The 14,995-nt window shown below is 75.6% G+C and carries 15 protein-coding genes; 11 read left to right on the top strand and 4 right to left on the bottom strand.

Features of this window, described 5'->3' with window-relative positions:
• Window positions 1-72 precede the first annotated feature (72 nt).
• From ACQP2P_RS32590 to ACQP2P_RS32565, 6 genes are all read left to right on the top strand, one after another.
• Window positions 73-531 (top strand): MarR family winged helix-turn-helix transcriptional regulator, encoded by a 459-nt coding sequence (locus tag ACQP2P_RS32590; RefSeq protein ID WP_433607363.1) that lies wholly within the window; start codon window positions 73-75, stop codon window positions 529-531.
• Window positions 528-1,961 (top strand): MFS transporter, encoded by a 1,434-nt coding sequence (locus tag ACQP2P_RS32585; RefSeq protein ID WP_433607361.1) that lies wholly within the window; start codon window positions 528-530, stop codon window positions 1,959-1,961. The genes ACQP2P_RS32590 and ACQP2P_RS32585 overlap by 4 nt, the downstream gene beginning before the upstream one ends.
• A 33-nt stretch (window positions 1,962-1,994) precedes the next feature.
• On the top strand, window positions 1,995-2,288 hold the full coding sequence (locus ACQP2P_RS32580) for a DUF1330 domain-containing protein (RefSeq protein WP_433607359.1): 294 nt from the start codon (window positions 1,995-1,997) through the stop codon (window positions 2,286-2,288).
• Window positions 2,289-2,420: 132 nt separating this feature from the next.
• Window positions 2,421-2,882 (top strand): PPOX class F420-dependent oxidoreductase, encoded by a 462-nt coding sequence (locus ACQP2P_RS32575; RefSeq protein WP_433607357.1) that lies wholly within the window; start codon window positions 2,421-2,423, stop codon window positions 2,880-2,882.
• Window positions 2,883-2,897: 15 nt separating this feature from the next.
• The gene (locus ACQP2P_RS32570; RefSeq protein ID WP_433607355.1) at window positions 2,898-3,545 is read left to right on the top strand and encodes a PHP-associated domain-containing protein; all 648 of its coding nucleotides are present in this window, start codon (window positions 2,898-2,900) and stop codon (window positions 3,543-3,545) included.
• A 9-nt stretch (window positions 3,546-3,554) separates the two neighbouring features.
• Window positions 3,555-3,728 carry a hypothetical protein gene (locus tag ACQP2P_RS32565; protein ID WP_433607353.1) on the top strand — a complete coding sequence of 58 codons (174 nt, stop codon included), beginning with the start codon at window positions 3,555-3,557 and terminating at the stop codon, window positions 3,726-3,728.
• 81 nt (window positions 3,729-3,809) lie between these two features.
• Here ACQP2P_RS32565 and ACQP2P_RS32560 read toward each other — a convergent pair whose 3' ends face one another.
• From ACQP2P_RS32560 to ACQP2P_RS32550, 3 genes are all read right to left on the bottom strand, one after another.
• Window positions 3,810-4,829, bottom strand: coding sequence for a medium chain dehydrogenase/reductase family protein (locus ACQP2P_RS32560; RefSeq protein WP_433607351.1), 1,020 nt, complete (start codon window positions 4,827-4,829; stop codon window positions 3,810-3,812).
• Window positions 4,830-4,947: 118 nt separating this feature from the next.
• Window positions 4,948-5,490 (bottom strand): TetR/AcrR family transcriptional regulator, encoded by a 543-nt coding sequence (locus ACQP2P_RS32555; RefSeq protein WP_433607349.1) that lies wholly within the window; start codon window positions 5,488-5,490, stop codon window positions 4,948-4,950.
• A gap of 32 nt (window positions 5,491-5,522) precedes the next feature.
• Window positions 5,523-5,897, bottom strand: coding sequence for a winged helix-turn-helix transcriptional regulator (locus ACQP2P_RS32550; RefSeq protein WP_433607347.1), 375 nt, complete (start codon window positions 5,895-5,897; stop codon window positions 5,523-5,525).
• Window positions 5,898-5,959: 62 nt separating this feature from the next.
• On the opposite strand from ACQP2P_RS32550, the gene ACQP2P_RS32545 reads away from it, so the two are divergent.
• The 3 genes from ACQP2P_RS32545 (at window position 5,960) to ACQP2P_RS32535 (ending at window position 10,075) form a co-directional block, all read left to right on the top strand.
• Window positions 5,960-6,574, top strand: coding sequence for an NAD(P)-dependent oxidoreductase (locus ACQP2P_RS32545; RefSeq protein ID WP_433607346.1), 615 nt, complete (start codon window positions 5,960-5,962; stop codon window positions 6,572-6,574).
• Between the two features lie 30 nt (window positions 6,575-6,604).
• Window positions 6,605-7,123 (top strand): MauE/DoxX family redox-associated membrane protein, encoded by a 519-nt coding sequence (locus ACQP2P_RS32540; protein ID WP_433607344.1) that lies wholly within the window; start codon window positions 6,605-6,607, stop codon window positions 7,121-7,123.
• A gap of 102 nt (window positions 7,124-7,225) precedes the next feature.
• Window positions 7,226-10,075 (top strand): BTAD domain-containing putative transcriptional regulator, encoded by a 2,850-nt coding sequence (locus ACQP2P_RS32535; RefSeq protein WP_433607342.1) that lies wholly within the window; start codon window positions 7,226-7,228, stop codon window positions 10,073-10,075.
• 10 nt (window positions 10,076-10,085) lie between these two features.
• On the opposite strand, the gene ACQP2P_RS32530 is transcribed toward ACQP2P_RS32535, so the two are convergent.
• A complete protein-coding gene (locus ACQP2P_RS32530) occupies window positions 10,086-11,501 on the bottom strand; it encodes an alpha/beta hydrolase family protein (protein ID WP_433607340.1) in 1,416 nt (471 codons plus the stop codon).
• Window positions 11,502-11,658: 157 nt separating this feature from the next.
• On the opposite strand from ACQP2P_RS32530, the gene ACQP2P_RS32525 reads away from it, so the two are divergent.
• Together ACQP2P_RS32525 and ACQP2P_RS32520 are read left to right on the top strand one after the other, a co-directional pair.
• Entirely contained in the window at window positions 11,659-14,028 is a 2,370-nt protein-coding gene (locus ACQP2P_RS32525) for a phosphoketolase family protein (protein WP_433607338.1), read from the top strand.
• The gene (locus ACQP2P_RS32520; protein WP_433607336.1) at window positions 14,025-14,981 is read left to right on the top strand and encodes an Acg family FMN-binding oxidoreductase; all 957 of its coding nucleotides are present in this window, start codon (window positions 14,025-14,027) and stop codon (window positions 14,979-14,981) included. The genes ACQP2P_RS32525 and ACQP2P_RS32520 overlap by 4 nt, the downstream gene beginning before the upstream one ends.
• Window positions 14,982-14,995: the final 14 nt, after the last annotated feature.

The following is a 14,995-nucleotide window of genomic DNA, read 5'->3' as shown; positions in this document are numbered from 1 at the left end:
CGCGGTCAGGCGCAGCGCCCGCGCCAGGACGACTTCCATAAAATTTGAATATAAAAGCGCTATGCTTCGGGCATGAGTCGTCACGACACCGCTCCTGGCGCGTCCGCCGCCATCGGGGCGGCCCTCTACGGCCTGGCCACCAGGGCCGTGAGACGCCTGCCCCGGGACATGAGCCTGACGTCCGCCGCCACCCTGGCCACCCTGGACCGGACCGGCCCGCGGCGCATCACCGATCTGGCCGCCGTCGAGGGCGTTACCCAGCCCGCGATGACCGTCCTGGTCCGGGTGATGGAGGAGTCCGGCCTGGTCGAGCGTCGGGGCGACGCGTCCGACAAGCGGGTCACCCTGGTGTGCCTGACCGAAGCCGGCGCCGCCTATGTCCGGACGCGGCGCCAGGCGGGCGTCGAGGCGTTCGAGCGGTTGATCGGCGAGCTCACCGGCGACGAGGTCGAGGCGCTGGTGGCGGCCCTTCCGGCGCTGCGGCATCTGGCAGAGCTCGAAAGCCGGGACCGCGAAGGGCCGAAGGCGTGACCGGGCAGCCGGTCGGCGGGGACGCGGTGAAGGCGTTGCCGGCGGTGCGTTCCGAGGCGCGGCTGCTGGTCCCCGCCCTGATGTTCATCGCGCTGGTCGTGGCGGCCGTCGCCAGCCTCGGGACGCCGCTCATCACCAGCGTGGCGACCTCGTTGCACGTCTCGCTCGGCAGCGCGCAGTGGACGCTGACCGTCGCGCTGCTCAGCGGCGCCGTCGCCACGCCGGTCCTGGGCCGGCTCGGAGCCGGCCCGCACCGGCGGGCCACGATCCTCGCCACGCTGGCGCTCGTCGTCGCCGGCAGCGCGCTCACCGTGCTGCCGCTGCCGTTCGCGTGGCTGCTGGCCGGCCGGGCGGCCCAGGGCGTCGGGCTCGGGCTGACGGCGCTGATGATGGGCGTGGCCCGGGACCACCTCCCCGAGGAGCGCAGCGGGGCCGTGATCGCCCTGCTCTCGGTGGTCTCGGTCATCGGGGCCGGCGTCGGCTACCCGCTGGCCGCGCTGCTCGCCGAGCTCGGCGGGGTACGGGCCGCCTACGGCCTCGGCCTGGTCGTCACCGCCGCCGCCCTCCTGACCGCGTGGCGCTGCATGCCCGAAGCCCCCGAAGGCCGCTCCGCCCACCTGGACGTGGCGGGCGCGGTCGTCCTGGCCGCTGCGCTGCTCCTCGTGCTGTTCCTCGCCGGCGAACGGCATCTGTGGGGCCGGCACCTCGCCGTGGCGGCGGGCCTCGCCGTCGTCGCGGTGGTGCTGCTGTGCGTCTGGGCCGTCATCGAGCTGCGCAGCGCGACGCCCCTGGTCGACGTGCGGGCGGTGCGGCACCCGGCGGTTGCCGGGGCGAACCTCGCCATGTTCGTCGGCGGGATCGGCATGTACCTCCTGCTCACGCTCATCACCCGGTACGCGCAGACGCCGCCCGGCGCCGGCTACGGCTTCGGGCTGACGACCTTCGTCGCCGGGCTGGTCCTCATCCCGTTCTCGGTGCTGGGGTTCGTCGCCGGCAAGCTCACGCCGCGGGTCCGGACGCGGATCGCCGACCCCCTGCTCCTGGCCGGCAGCGCCGTCGTGGTCGGCGGCGGGTTCGCCCTGTTCGCGGCGGCCCGGTCGAACCTGGCCGAACTGTTCGCGGCGATGGGCGTGCTCGGCTTCGGCGTCGGCGGCTTCTCGGCCGCGATGCCCGGCGTCATCCTGGCCGTCACCCCCGAGCGTGAAACGTCCAGCGCCATGAGCTTCAACTACGTCGTCCGCAGCGTCGGGTACGCTTTGGGTAGCGCCGTCGGCGGCCTGATCCTCGCCGCGGGCACCGGCCCCGGCCACCTCTTCCCCGACGACGGCGCCTACACCACAGCGGCGCTGGTCGGCATCGGCGCCATGGCGATCACGACGCTGACGAGCCTCGCTCTCGCCCGCCGCCGCTCGTCCGAGACCAGCCCGTAAGTCGGATGCACGCATCCCCGCATTGGAGGTTTCATGCCCAAGGGTTACTGGGTCTGCGCCTACCGCACCATCGCAGACCCTGAGAAGCTGGCTACTTACAACAATCTGGCCGGTCCGGCCGTCGAGGCCGGGGGCGGCCGGATCCTCGCCCGTGGCACTCGGGTCGTGGCGCATGAGGCCGGAATCGCCGAGCGCACCGTCCTGGTCGAGTTCGACAGCTTCCAGCAGGCCGTCGCGGCGTACGAGAGTGCGGCCTACCAGCAGGCCCGGGCCGCCCTCGCCGACGGCGCCGAGCGCGACTTCCGCATCGTCGAAGGCATCGACTGACTGCGCTCCAGCCTGAGGCATGCCCGGGTCGTGCCGTCCTGCCCACTTCGCGGGCGGGACAGGACACGCCTGTGCGGCTGCTCGGAGCCGGATGCTTTCCGCTCAGGAGGCAGATCCGGGTACGGTCGGCTCATGGCACGCAACATCGCGACGAACGACACCGTCGACCGGGCCGCGCTCGTCGAGTTCCTGAGCCCACGCCACCACGCGATCGTCATCACCACCCGCGCCGACGGCCGCCCGCAGGCCTCGCCGGTGACGTGCGGGGTGGACACGCAGGGGCGCATCGTCGTTTCGACGTATCCGGAGCGGGCCAAGGCGGCGAACCTGCGCCGCGACCCGCGGGTGTCGGTGCTGGTCCTGTCCGACGAGTGGAACGACGCCTGGGTCCAGGTCGACGGCACCGCCGAGGTCATCGACATGCCGGAGGCGCTGGAGCCGCTGGTGGAGTATTTCCGCTGCATCTCCGGCGAGCACCCGGACTGGGACGAGTACCGTCAGGCCATGCGCGACCAGGGCAAGTCCCTCATCCGCATCACGATCGACCGCTGGGGCCCGGTGGCCACCGGCGGCTTCCCGGCCCGCCTGGCCTGACCCGGGCACGAGACGGTGCCCTGGTACCGCGGCGACTGCCACGTCCACTCCGCGCGCAGCACCGGGGGAGAGCTCACGCCGGAGCAGGTCGTCGCCGAGGCGCGCGCCGCCGGGCTCGACTTCATCGCCGTCACCGAGCACAACACGACCGACACGTACGAGCGGTTCCTGGCCGTCGCCGGGGACCTGCTCGTGCTGCGCGGCGTGGAGCACACCACCCCGGACGGGCACTGGCTGGAGCTCGAGGGCGGGCTGCGCATCGCGGCGCACCCGTTCGCGCCGTACCCGACGGGCACCATGCGCCGGCCCTGGGAGGAGTTCGACTGCGTCGAGGTCTGGAACGGCCTGTGGGCCTCCGACCGGCCCTGGAACGCCGACAACGAGGCCACCCTCGCCGAGTGGAAGCGCCGCCTCGACGCCGGGTGGCGCCAGCCCGCGATCGGCGGCAGCGACGCCCACCTCGCCGGGCAGCTCGGCACGCCGCACACCGTCGTGCGGGCCGAGGCGCTGACCCCCGCCGCGATCGTCGCCGGGCTGCGCGCCGGGCACAGCTGGATCGCCGGCGAACCCGGCCTGGCGCTGGACCCGGGCGCATCGCCGCTCGAGGTGCGCCACCCCGACGGCTCCATGGCCGCGCTGCGCAATCCCTTCGACCTTTCCTAGCGCCCCCTCGTGGTCGGCCACACGCCGGGCGCGACCACGCACCGGGTCGCGGTCAACGGCGCGGTCGACGAGCTGCGCGGGCCCGGCGGCGAGGTCGCATGGGCGTTCGCGATGAGCGCGGACGGCCGGACGATCGCGGGGGTGATCGCGACCGCCGAGCTCCCTCTGGGGTGGCGCTGTTGATCGGCGCGCAGTCCCGGGCGCGACCGCACCGCGCCCGGGACCGTCCTGCCGGACCCAGAGGATCCGGCTCAGGGGGTGCGTTCAGGGGATCAGGACGACCTTGCCGGCGACGGTGCCGGACTCGGCCAGGCGCACGGCCTCGGCGGCCTCGCGCAGGGGGACGCGGGCGGCGACCTGGGCGGTCAGCGACCCGGCGGCGAGCAGGGCGAAGACGTTCGTGAGGTCCTCGCGCAGCCGCGCCTGGAACGCGGCCCGGCGGCGCCGTCCGGCCCACAGGTTGTAGAAGCCGGCCCGGCGCCCGTTCGGCGCGAGGTTCCACCACAGCAGCCGCCCGAACAGGGTCAGGACGGGCAGCCTCGGGTTTCCGGCGACGTCGCGGGTGGCGGCGCTGCCGTAGGACACCAGCGCCCCACCCCGCCGCACGAGCCGCCAGGACTCGAGGATCCCCGGCCCGCCCACGTGGTCGAAGACGCCGTCGTAGCCGTCCGGGGCCAGGGCGCGGGCCTTCGCGGGCAGCTGCGGGTCCTGGTAGTCGATCGGCTCGGCCCCGAGCGCGCGCACGGCGGCGTGGTGGCGCGGCGAGGCGGTGCCGACCACCCGGATCCCGGCGTGCCGGGCGAGCTGGACGAGGGTGGAGCCGACCCCGCCGTTGGCCCCGAGGACGAGGATCGTGCCGCCGCGGGGCACCCGGGCCATGCGGTGCAGCATCTGCCAGGCGGTGACCCCGTTGACCACGACCGTCTCGGCGGCGGCGGGGTCGACGCCGTCCGGCACCGGCACCAGGTCACCGGCGTCGACGAGCGCGGCGGTGGCCCAGCCGCCGATCTTCGTGACGGCCGCGACCCGGGTGCCGGCGAGGGCGCCGTCGACGCCCGGCCCGACCCGCTCGACCCGGCCGACCAGGTCGTAGCCGGGCACGAAGGGGAACTTGGGCTGGTCGTAGTACTTGCCGCGGCGCATCTGCTGCTCGGCGAACGACACCCCGCTCGCCTCGACGCGCACGAGGGCCTGGCCGGCGCCCGGGGCTGGGAGCTCCCGGTCGCGGACCCGCAGGCCGGCGGGCTCGACGATGCCGGGCAGGACGATCTCGGTGGCGTGCATGGCGTTCCTTCCGAAGTAAGTATGTGTGCACTGACTGACAAGGACGGGCAGAAAAATGGGACGCCTGACCGCCGCCGCGCTCCGTGGGGCACCGGTGGTCAGTCCTCCGTGGGGCGCGCTACGGCACGTGCCGCATGCCGGACGTGAGCGTGTGCGCCCAGGGCTCGTCCACGGTGTCGAGCCCGGCGGTGACGATGAGGTGGCACAGCTGGCCGTAGGCGACGAACCGCTGGATCTGCTCGTCGTGTGCGCCCTGGACGCGCAGGAAGTCGACCAGGCGCCGGTAGCCGGACCGGACCACGGCCCCGACCTCCGGCACGTCGCTGACGCTCTGCGCGTGGACCTGCAGCATGAGCAGGTCCTTGTCGGCGATGAGCTCGGCGTAGGCGTCGCCGAGGTATTCGAGCACCAGTGCGGGGCTCTTGCCGGCCACCTCCTCGGCCGCCGTCTCCAGCGTCGTGAGGATGCGTTCGTAGCACGCCTCGACGGCGGCCACGAACAGCCCGAGCTTGCCGGAGAAGAGCCGCAGCGCGTAGGCCTCCGAGATCCCGGCCGCAGCCGCGACGGCCGTGACCGGCGTGGCGTGGTAGCCGTTGCGTGCGAAGACGGCGACGGCGCGATCGAGGAGGACGGCCCGGCGGGCCTCGGCGGTGCTGCGCATGTAAGTGAGTACACACAAACAAACGACGGATGTCAAGACTCCGTGGCGGCGGCCCGGGCCGCGAGCAGCTCGGGCAGGTGGGCGTCGCTCCACGCGCGGAACGCCGCGATGACGGGCAGCAGGCTGGCGCCCAGCGGGGTCAGGGCGTACTCCACCCGTGGCGGGTTCTCGTCGTGCGCGGTCCGTGTGACGAGCCCGTCGCGGCCCATCGCGCGCAGGGTGGCCGCGAGGACCTTCGGCGTCACGCCCCGCAGCGGCACCCGCAGCTCGGTGAACCGCCGTGGCCCGCCGCTGAGGCACAGCAGCACCATCCCGGTCCACTTGTCCCCGATCTGGAACGGCAGCGCGCCGGACGGGCACATCGGGTCGAACAGGTCCGGGTCCAGTGGCGCCCGCGGCTCGGCCATCGCCCGAGCGTAGCGTCCATATCGTTGCGGAAACCGGCCGCCCCGGGTCTACGTTCGCGCCCGTGAGCATCGCGGTGTTCGGAGGAAACGGGCGCGTCGGGCGGGCCGTCGTCGCGGAGGCGGTGCGCCGCGGGCATGCGGCCGTCGCGCTCGGGCGGGGCGCCGAGGTCACCGACGCGGCGCGGGTGCGCGAGGCCGTAGCCGGCTGCGACGCGGTCGTCAGCGCGGTCACGCCCGCGTCCGGGCCGCAGGAGCTGGCTCGGCTCGGCGACGCGTTCGACGGGCGGTTCTTCGCCCGCGCCGCCGACGCCCTGCTCGCCGCCCGCCCGCCCCGGCTCGTGGTCGTCGGGCTGTTCGCGACGCTGCGCACCGCGGCCGGCGGCCTGGTGCTCGACGACCCCGCGGCCTTCCCGGCCGCCCTGCGCCCGTTCGCGCTCGCCCACCTCGCGGGCCTCGACCGGCTGCGCGCGGACACCACCGGGGTCGATTGGGCCGTGCTCACCCCGACCGCCGGGCTCACCGGGGAGGGGCCGCGCACCGGGCGGTACACCCTCGGCGGCGAGAGCGTCCCCGACCCGGACCCGCCGCTGTCCCACGCCGACCTGGCGGTCGCGGTGCTCGACGAGATCGAAGATCCGGGTGTTCGCCGGGGCCGCGTGAGCGTCCACGGGAGATAGGCTGTTCTCGATCACGGGGGAGGGGCGCGGATGGGATACGTGGACGTCGCGGCCAGGCTGCTGGTCGCGACCGTGTTCGTGGTGGCGCTCGCCGGGAAGGTCGGCTCCGCCAAGGCCTACGCCGCGTTCGCGGACTCGCTGCGGCAGATGCGCGTCGTGCCCGCGCGGCTCGTCGCGCCGGCCGCCGCCGGGTCGGTCGCGGCCGAGGTCGCCGTGGTCGCGCTGCTGCTCGTGCCGGCGCGCTGGGCGGCCGTCGCCGGGTTCGTGGTCGCCGCCGGGCTGCTCGCCGTGTTCGCCGGCGCCATCGCGCTCAGCCTCCGCACCGGCAACCGGGCGCCCTGCCGGTGCTTCGGCGCCTCCACCACCCCGCTGGGCCGGGGGCACGTCGTGCGCAACGCCGTGCTCGTCGCGATCGCCCTCGCCGGGCTCGCGGCCGCGGCCGGGGGCAGCGCCGTCGCCGTGCCGGGCGCGATCGTCGCCGGCGGCGCCGGACTGGTCGTCGGGATCGTGGTCACCGCCTACGACGACATCGCCGCGCTGTTGCGGTAGCCGCCCCGCACCGCGGACCGAGGCCGCCGGGCCGACGCTTCATGGCATCGACGGATATCGTACGGCTACGAACGGGCTACGACGCGCACACGGGGAGGTAGCGTGCGGTACCGGATGCTCGGCCCGCTGGAGATCGGCGAGGGCGACACGGTCTGGCGGCCGCGGGGCCGGCGCGAGCGGGCCATGCTCAGCGTCCTGCTCCTGCGCCCGGCCCGGCCCGTCGGGCTGGCCGAGCTCATCGACGCGACCTGGGACACCGCCCCGGCCACCGCCCGCCAGCAGGTGCACAGCACCGTCCACCGGCTGCGGACCATCCTCGGCGACGAGGCCGTGCGGACCGTCTCGTCCGGCTACCTCCTCGCCGCCGACCCCACCGAGATCGACCTCGGCGTGTTCACCGGCCTCGCCGCCGACGCCCGCCGGGCCGCCGCCGACGGGCGCGTCGAGGACGCCGTCGCGCTGTACCGCCGCGCCGCCGGCCTGTGGCGCGGCCCGGCCCTCGCCGACCTGGACACCGCGCCGCTGGCCGTCGAGGGGGCGCGCCTGGCCGAGCTGCGCCTGGCCGTGCTCGCCGAGCGCTTCGACGCCGAGCTCGCCGTCGGCGGGGACCCCCTGCCCGAGCTGGCCGCCCTCGTCGCCGAGCACCCCTACGCCGAACGCCTCCGCGCCCAGCTCATGACCGCCCTGCACCGCACCGGCCGGCGGGCCGAGGCGCTCGCCGTCTACCGCGACGGCCACCGCCGCCTCGTCGAGGACCTCGGCATCGAGCCCGGCCCGCACCTGCGCGAGCTGCAGCAGAGCATCCTGCTCGACGCCGAGACCGGCACCGGCATGGGGCCCGAGCCGCCACCGGAGCGCGACGCGCCCTGCCTGCTGCCGCCGCCCCCGCGGCTGCTCGTCGGCCGCGAGGACGCCGTCGAGTGGCTGCTGCGCCGGCTCGACGGCGACGGCGAGGAGACCCGCATCCTGGCCGTGTGCGGCGCGGCCGGGATCGGCAAGAGCGCGCTCGTGGTGGCGGTCGCGCACCGCGTCCGGTCCCGCTTCCCCGGCGGGCAGCTGCACGTGCGCCTCGGCGTGCCCGGGGGCGCGTGGGAGGCGCTCGCCTCGGTCCTCATCGCGCTCGGCGTCCCGCCCGCGGCCATCCCGGCCGGCGCGGGGGAGCGGGAGGCCCTCTACCGCGCCCGCCTCGCCGGCCGTCGCGTGCTGCTGGTGCTGGACGACGCGCCGGACGCGGCGACGGTACGCGCGCTGAGCCCCGGCACCGGCGGCGTCGTGCTCGTGACGAGCCGCCCGCGCCTGCTCGGCCTCACCGAGGCCGAGCACCTGGAGCTTGGGCTGCTCGGGCCGGGGCCGAGCCGGGCCCTGCTCGACCAGATCGTGGGCGCGAGCCGCACCGGGGCGGAGCCGGCCGCGACCGGGGACGTCATCCGGTACTGCGGCGGCCTGCCCCTGGCCCTGTGCGTCGCCGGCGCCCGCCTCGCCGGCCGGGCCGAGCTGCCCGTGGCCGCCTACTCGCAGCGCCTCGCCGACGAGCGCCGCCGCCTCGCCGCGCTGTCCACGCCGGACGGAGGGGTCGGGGCGAGCCTGCTGGTGTCGTACGTCGGCCTCGGCACCCCGGCCCGCACCGCCCTGCGCCGCCTGGGCGCCCTGGCCACCCGGCCCTTCCCGGCCTGGACGGTCGCGGCCGCGGTCGGCGACGAGCACGGGCCCGTCGACGCGGACGAGGTCGTCGACGAGCTCGCCGACGCGCAGCTGATGCAGAGCGTCGGCACCTCCCGCTACCACCTGCACGACCTGGTGCGCATCTTCGCCGCCCAGCGCTGCGGGGAGGAGGACGACCCGGACGCGGTGCGCGCCGCGGCCACGCGCATCTTCACCGGCTGGCTGTCCGCGGCCCTGGCCGCGGTCGAGCGCTTCAGCGGCGACCGCCCGGCCCGGGCCTGGGGCGTGGCCGAGCTCGCCGACGTCACCGACTGGTCCGTGCTCACCGACCCCCTCGCCTGGCTGGACGCCGAGGTCGGCTCGGTCGCGGCGGCCGTGCACCAGGCCCACGCCCACGGCCTCGACCAGCTGTGCTGGCGCCTGGCCTGGGTGCTGCGCACCTACCTGGAGACCCGCGGCCACTGGCAGCTGTGGGAGCAGACCACGCGGGCCGGGCTGCACGCGGCCCGCCGCACCGGCGACCGGGTCGGCGAGGCCTGCATGCTCGTCTCCCTCGCGCAGCGGGTGGCGTCGGAGGGCGGCAGCGTCGACGACGGCGACGCCGTGGCCGCCTACGAGATCTTCGACGCGGCCGGGCACGCCGTCGGCCGCTCGGTGGCGCTGTTCGCGATGGCCGAGATCGCCGAGTGGCGCCACGACGGCGACGACGTGCGCCGCTACTTCCGGCGCGCGATCGCCGCGGCGCGGGAGGGCGGGGACGAGTACATGGCCGTCAATGCCGAGGCCAAGCTCGTGCGCTGGGAGCACGAGGACGATCCCGACGCCCCCGCGGTCGCCGACGCCTACCGCGACTGCCGCGACCGGCTGCGCGGCATCGGCGCCGTGCGGCAGGCGGCGATGATGGAGCGGCGGCTCGGCATGTGGTACGAGGCCCACGCCCGCCACCCCGAGGCCCTCGCCTGCTTCCGGCGCAGCCTGCGCGACGCCCAGCAGCTGCGGGACGAGACCGGGGTGGCGTACCTGAGCCTCGACCTCGGCCGCCTCGACGCCGCCGACGGCCGCGGGCCGGCCGCCGCCGAGCGCTTCACGGAGGCGCTGAGCATGTTCGCCCGCCACGGCGACGAGACCGGCGCGGCCCGGGCCCGCCTCGAGCTCGGCCGGCTGCGGGTCGCCGAGGGCCGCGTCGAGGAGGCCCGCACCCTGCTGCGCACCGCCCACGACCGCTTCGCCGAGCTCGGCCACGCCCTCTGGTGCGAGCACGCCGCCCTCGCCCTGGCCACGCTGGGCTAGCCCGCGGTGCTCAGCCGAGCACCGGCAGCACGACCGCGACCGGCCACGCGACGGTCAGCGCGCCGGCCAGGACCGTGCGCCACCACGGGCGGCCGGCGGCCGCGCACACCGCGACGTGCAGCCCGATCAGCACCAGGACCAGCGGCGAGATGAGGGCCAGGAACCCCGGCGCGACGCCGATCAGCGACGCCACGGGCATCGGCAGGCACAGGGCGACGACCGCGGCGTAGCTCCACGGCGTCCCGAGCAGCGCGTGCGCCCCGGCGAGCAGGGCCGCCACGGCCAGGGCGAGCAGCGCGACGACCCACCAGTCCGGCCCGTGCGGCGCGACATCGGTCAGCCCGGCGTGCACCGGCAGGACCACGGCGGCGAGCGCCGCGAGCGCGAGCAGAGCGGCCCGGGCGAGCGCCGCGGGAGACGGCCGGGCAGGGCGGTCAGGGCGGCGGATGAGCAGCGCGGCGGCGACGAGGGCGGCGCCGCATCCGGCGAAGTAGCCGGTGAGGTATCCGGTCACCGTGTTGGGCAGCGCGTGGGCCAGCGCCACCCCGGCCAGCTCGCCCGGGACCGGCGCCACCAGCACCGCCCCGATGCGCAGGCCGAGGCGCTCGCGGTCCGGCGGCGCCGGCGCGGCCCCGGTCCGCCCCGACAGCAGCGCGCCGATCAGGATCAGCAGGCCGCCGACCAGGCTCAGGCCGCCCGGGACCAGCCGGGCCTTGGCCGCGATGACGGGCCGGTCCGGGTGGTGGCCCAGCGCCCGGTCGAGCCACCGGGCCGTCTCGTGGTGGGTGCGGTCGGCGAAGAGGACGCCGATGTGCTCGGCCAGCGGCACCCGCACCACCCGCTCGGCGCCGGTGGCCTCGGTGGTCGAGCCGATCCCGGACGGCTCGAACGCGCCGTACATCGCCAGCAGGTGCCGCGGCCCCGGCCGGGTCGCCGCCGCCGCGTCGTCGCCGATCGAGATGGCCACGGTGGCCGCGATCGACCGGTCGGCGGCGCCGGCCCGCACCACGGCGGCCGCGCCCATCGAGTGCCCGACCAGCGCGACCCGCGCCGGGTCGGCGCCGGGCAGCCCGCGCACGTAGCGCACCACCGCGGCCAGGTCCCGGTCGAGCGCGGCCTCGGTGAGCCGCCGTGGGTTGGCGCCGTGGCCGGCCAGGTCGGGCAGGGCCACCAGGTAGCCCCGCCGGGCGAGGGTGTCGGCGAACGGGCGCATGAGACGGCCAGATCCGGCGTAGCCGTGCACGACCACCACCACCGGCCGCGCCGCCCCGCCCGCCGCGGCGCCGCCGGGACGGACGAGCTCCACCGGCACCGCGCCGACGTGGACGGAGGTCGTGCGCAGCCCGCGGCCCGCGGTCGCGAACCCGGCGACGCCGGCCGCGAGGAGCACGATGCCGAGCACCAGCGTCAGGCGCGCTCTGAGCATGCGCCCGTTGTATCAGCTCCTCGCCAGGCACCGCGGGGTGACGGGGGTGACCCCGCCCGCCGCAGGTCCCGGGAATTGCGGGACCTCCGGCCCTGACGGATCGCCGTCGTCACGGTCACCCTGAGAAGTGGAGGCCGCGAGGGAAACGGGAGAGGTCATGACACAGCGCCTGCGTGCTGAGCTCGACGAGACCGAGGTCGCGCAGCTGGATGCGTGGTGGAGGGCGAACAACTACCTCACGATCGGGCAGATCTACCTGCAAGCCAATCCGCTGCTGCGACGGCCGCTGGAGCCCGGGGACATCAAGCCCCGGCTGCTCGGGCACTGGGGCACCAGCCCGGGGCTGTCGTTCATCTACGCGCACCTGTCCCGGCTCATCAAGCAGACCGGGCAGCACGCCATCTACCTCGCCGGGCCCGGGCACGGCGGGCCGGCGCTCGTCGCCGCCGGCTACCTCGAGGGCACCTACACCGAGGTGTACCCGGCCGTGACCCAGGACGAGCCCGGGATGCTCCAGCTGTTCCGGCAGTTCTCGGCGCCGGGCGGCATCCCCAGCCACGTGTCGGTCACCACCCCCGGCTCCATCCACGAGGGCGGCGAGCTCGGCTACGTGCTCGTGCACGCCTTCGGCGCCGTCATGGACAACCCCGGGCTGCTCGCCGTCGCCGTCGTCGGCGACGGGGAGGCCGAGACCGGGCCGCTGGAGGGCTCCTGGAAGGGCGTCTCCTTCATCAACCCGGCCCGCGACGGGGCCGTGCTGCCGATCCTGCACCTCAACGGGGCCAAGATCGCCGGCCCGACGGTGCTCGGGCGCAAGGACCCCGCGGAGGTACGGTCGCTGCTCGAGGGCCACGGCTACGACGTCCTCGAGGTCGAGGGCGGCGACCTGCCCGGCATGCACCACCGCTTCGCCGCCGTGCTCGCCGACGCGTACGAGCGCATCAGGGCCATCCAGGACGCCGCCCGCGACGGCGGCTGGGACGGCACCCGGCCGCGCTGGCCGCTCATCGTGCTGCGCTCGCCGAAGGGCTGGACCGGGCCCGAGGAGGTCGACGGCGTCCAGGTCACCGGGACATGGCGCTCGCACCAGGTGCCGCTGTCCGGCGTCAAGGACAACCCCGGGCACCTCCGGCTGCTCGAGGAGTGGCTCAGGTCCTACCGGCCGGAGGAGCTGTTCGCGGCCGACGGCTCGCCCGTCGCCGCCGTGCGGGCCCTCGCGCCCGACGGTGCCCTGCGGATGAGCGCCAGCCCGCACGCGAACGGCGGCGTGCTCACCGAGGACCTCGACCTGCCCGACTTCCGCAAGTACGCGATCGACGTCGACCGGCCCGGCGCCGTCCGCGCCGAGTCCACCCGGCGCCTCGGCGAGCTGCTGCGCGACGTGTACCGCGACAACCCCGACCGTTTCCGGCTCTTCTGCCCCGACGAAACCAACAGCAACCGGCTCGGCGCCGTGTTCGAGGTGTCCGACCGGGCGTTCATGGAGCGCGTCACCGACGCGGACGTGGCCATCGGCCGTGACGGGCGGGTCATGGAGGTGCTGTCGGAGCACAACTGCCACGGCTGGCTCGAGGGCTACAACCTCACCGGGCGCCACGGCATGTTCGCCACCTACGAGGCGTTCGCGATGGTGTCGGCGTCGCAGACGGTACAGCACGGGAAATGGCTCCAGGAGGCCAAACGGCTGGCGTGGCGGGCGAAGGTGCCCAGCCTCAACGTGCTGCTCACCTCGACCGCCTGGCGCAACGACCACAACGGCTTCAGCCACCAGGGCCCCGGGCTCATCCAGGTCGTGCTGACCCAGCGCGGCGACGTGGCCCGCGTCTACCTGCCGCCGGACGCCAACTGCCTGCTCTCCGTGGCCGACCACTGCCTGCGGTCGCGCTCCTACATCAACCTCATCGTCATCGACAAGCAGCCGCAGCTGCAGTGGCTGCCGATGGAGGCCGCGGCCGAGCACTGCGCGCGCGGCGCCGGGATCTGGGACTGGGCCGGCACCGACGACGGCACCACGGACCCCGACATCGTGCTCGCCTGCGCCGGTGACGTGGTCACCATGGAGACCGTCGCGGCCGCGCGGATCCTGCGCGAGCGGCTGCCGAAGCTGCGCGTCCGGGTGGTCAACGTCGTGGACCTCATGACCCTGCCGCGGCCGAAGGATCACCCGCACGGGATGAGCGGGACCCGGTTCACGGAGCTGTTCACCGACTCCGTCGACGTGGTCTTCGCCTTCCACGGCTACCCGGGCGCCATCCACCAGCTCGTGCACGGCCGCCCCGACGCCGACCGGTTCCGGGTGCGCGGCTTCGTGGAGGAGGGCACCACCACGACCCCCTTCGACATGACGGTTCGCAACCGCGTCTCGCGGTACCACCTGGTCATGGACGCCATCAACAACGCCAAGCGGCTTCCGTCCGGTGCCACCGAGCTCAAGGCGTGGTGCGAGCGGAAGCTGTCCGAGCACGGGACGTACGTCGTCGAGCACCTCGAGGACATGCCCGACGTGCGGGACTGGAGCCTGTCATGACCACCGCATCCGACGCGCTGGCCGCGGCGGCGGACGCCGCCCGGCTCGCGCCCTCCGTGCACAACACCCAGCCGTGGCGCTGGGTGGTGCGCGGCGACACGCTGGAGCTCTACGCCGTGCCCGAGCGGCAGCTGCGCGAGCAGGACGCCGAGGGCCGGCTCATGCTGCTCAGCTGCGGCGCGGCCCTGCACCACGCGCTCGTGGCCCTGGCCGCCGAGGGCTGGCGGGCCGAGGTCGAGCGCCCGGCGGGTGAGCCCCTCGCGGTCGTGCGGGCCGTCGAGCACACGCCCGCCGACCCGCACGACATGCACCGGCTGCAGCTGCTGCGGGTGCGGCGCACCGACCGGCGCGCGGTCACCGAGGAGCCGGTGGCGCCCGAGGTCCTGGAGGCCCTCGCGGCCGGCGCCCGCCGCGGCGGGGCCCGGCTGCATGTGCTGGACCGCGACGAGGTGCTCCAGCTCGCGGTGATGATCGAGCACTCCGGCGAGGCCCAGCAACGCGACGAGCGGATGCGGGCCGAGACCGCGGGCTGGGTCGGCGGGGAGCGCCCCGGCGGCACCGGCGTGCCGTCCAGCGCCCTGCCGGCGCAGAACCCGCGCACCACGGTCGCCGAGCGCGACTTCGGCGTGCCGGGCACCCTCGCCGCCGGTGAGGGGCACGACAACGCGGCGAACTACGCGGTCCTGTACGGCGACGGCGACGAGCGCCCCGACTGGCTGGCCGCCGGCGAGGCCCTGGGCGAGCTGTGGCTGACCGCGACCGGGCGCGGCGCCGCCGTGCTGCCGCTGAGCAGCCCGGTCGAGCTCGAGTTCACCCGCGCGGCGCTGCGGCGGATGCTGGGCGACGTCGGCTGGCCCTACCTCGTGCTGCGCCTCGGCGTCGCCGACCCGGAGCACGCGGGCCCGCCGCACACCCCGCGGCTCACCTCCGAGGAAGTGATCACCGTCGAGTAGGCGCGCCGGGCAGG

This window comes from Dactylosporangium sp. CA-139114 (genome assembly GCF_050955725.1).
Classification (GTDB): Bacteria; Actinomycetota; Actinomycetes; order Mycobacteriales; family Micromonosporaceae; genus Dactylosporangium.
This window is presented reverse-complemented; position numbering and strand designations above follow the sequence as displayed.

Excerpts from the sequence above, each read along its gene's own strand:
- ACQP2P_RS32590 (WP_433607363.1), top strand. The coding sequence starts at position 73 with ATGAGTCGTCACGACACCGCTCCTGGCGCGTCCGCCGCCATCGGGGCG.
- ACQP2P_RS32580 (WP_433607359.1), top strand. The coding sequence starts at position 1,995 with ATGCCCAAGGGTTACTGGGTCTGCGCCTACCGCACCATCGCAGACCCT.
- ACQP2P_RS32575 (WP_433607357.1), top strand. The coding sequence starts at position 2,421 with ATGGCACGCAACATCGCGACGAACGACACCGTCGACCGGGCCGCGCTC.
- ACQP2P_RS32560 (WP_433607351.1), bottom strand. The coding sequence starts at position 4,829 with ATGCACGCCACCGAGATCGTCCTGCCCGGCATCGTCGAGCCCGCCGGC.
- ACQP2P_RS32555 (WP_433607349.1), bottom strand. The coding sequence starts at position 5,490 with ATGCGCAGCACCGCCGAGGCCCGCCGGGCCGTCCTCCTCGATCGCGCC.
- ACQP2P_RS32550 (WP_433607347.1), bottom strand. The coding sequence starts at position 5,897 with ATGGCCGAGCCGCGGGCGCCACTGGACCCGGACCTGTTCGACCCGATG.
- ACQP2P_RS32540 (WP_433607344.1), top strand. The coding sequence starts at position 6,605 with ATGGGATACGTGGACGTCGCGGCCAGGCTGCTGGTCGCGACCGTGTTC.
- ACQP2P_RS32530 (WP_433607340.1), bottom strand. The coding sequence starts at position 11,501 with ATGCTCAGAGCGCGCCTGACGCTGGTGCTCGGCATCGTGCTCCTCGCG.
- ACQP2P_RS32525 (WP_433607338.1), top strand. The coding sequence starts at position 11,659 with ATGACACAGCGCCTGCGTGCTGAGCTCGACGAGACCGAGGTCGCGCAG.
- ACQP2P_RS32520 (WP_433607336.1), top strand. The coding sequence starts at position 14,025 with ATGACCACCGCATCCGACGCGCTGGCCGCGGCGGCGGACGCCGCCCGG.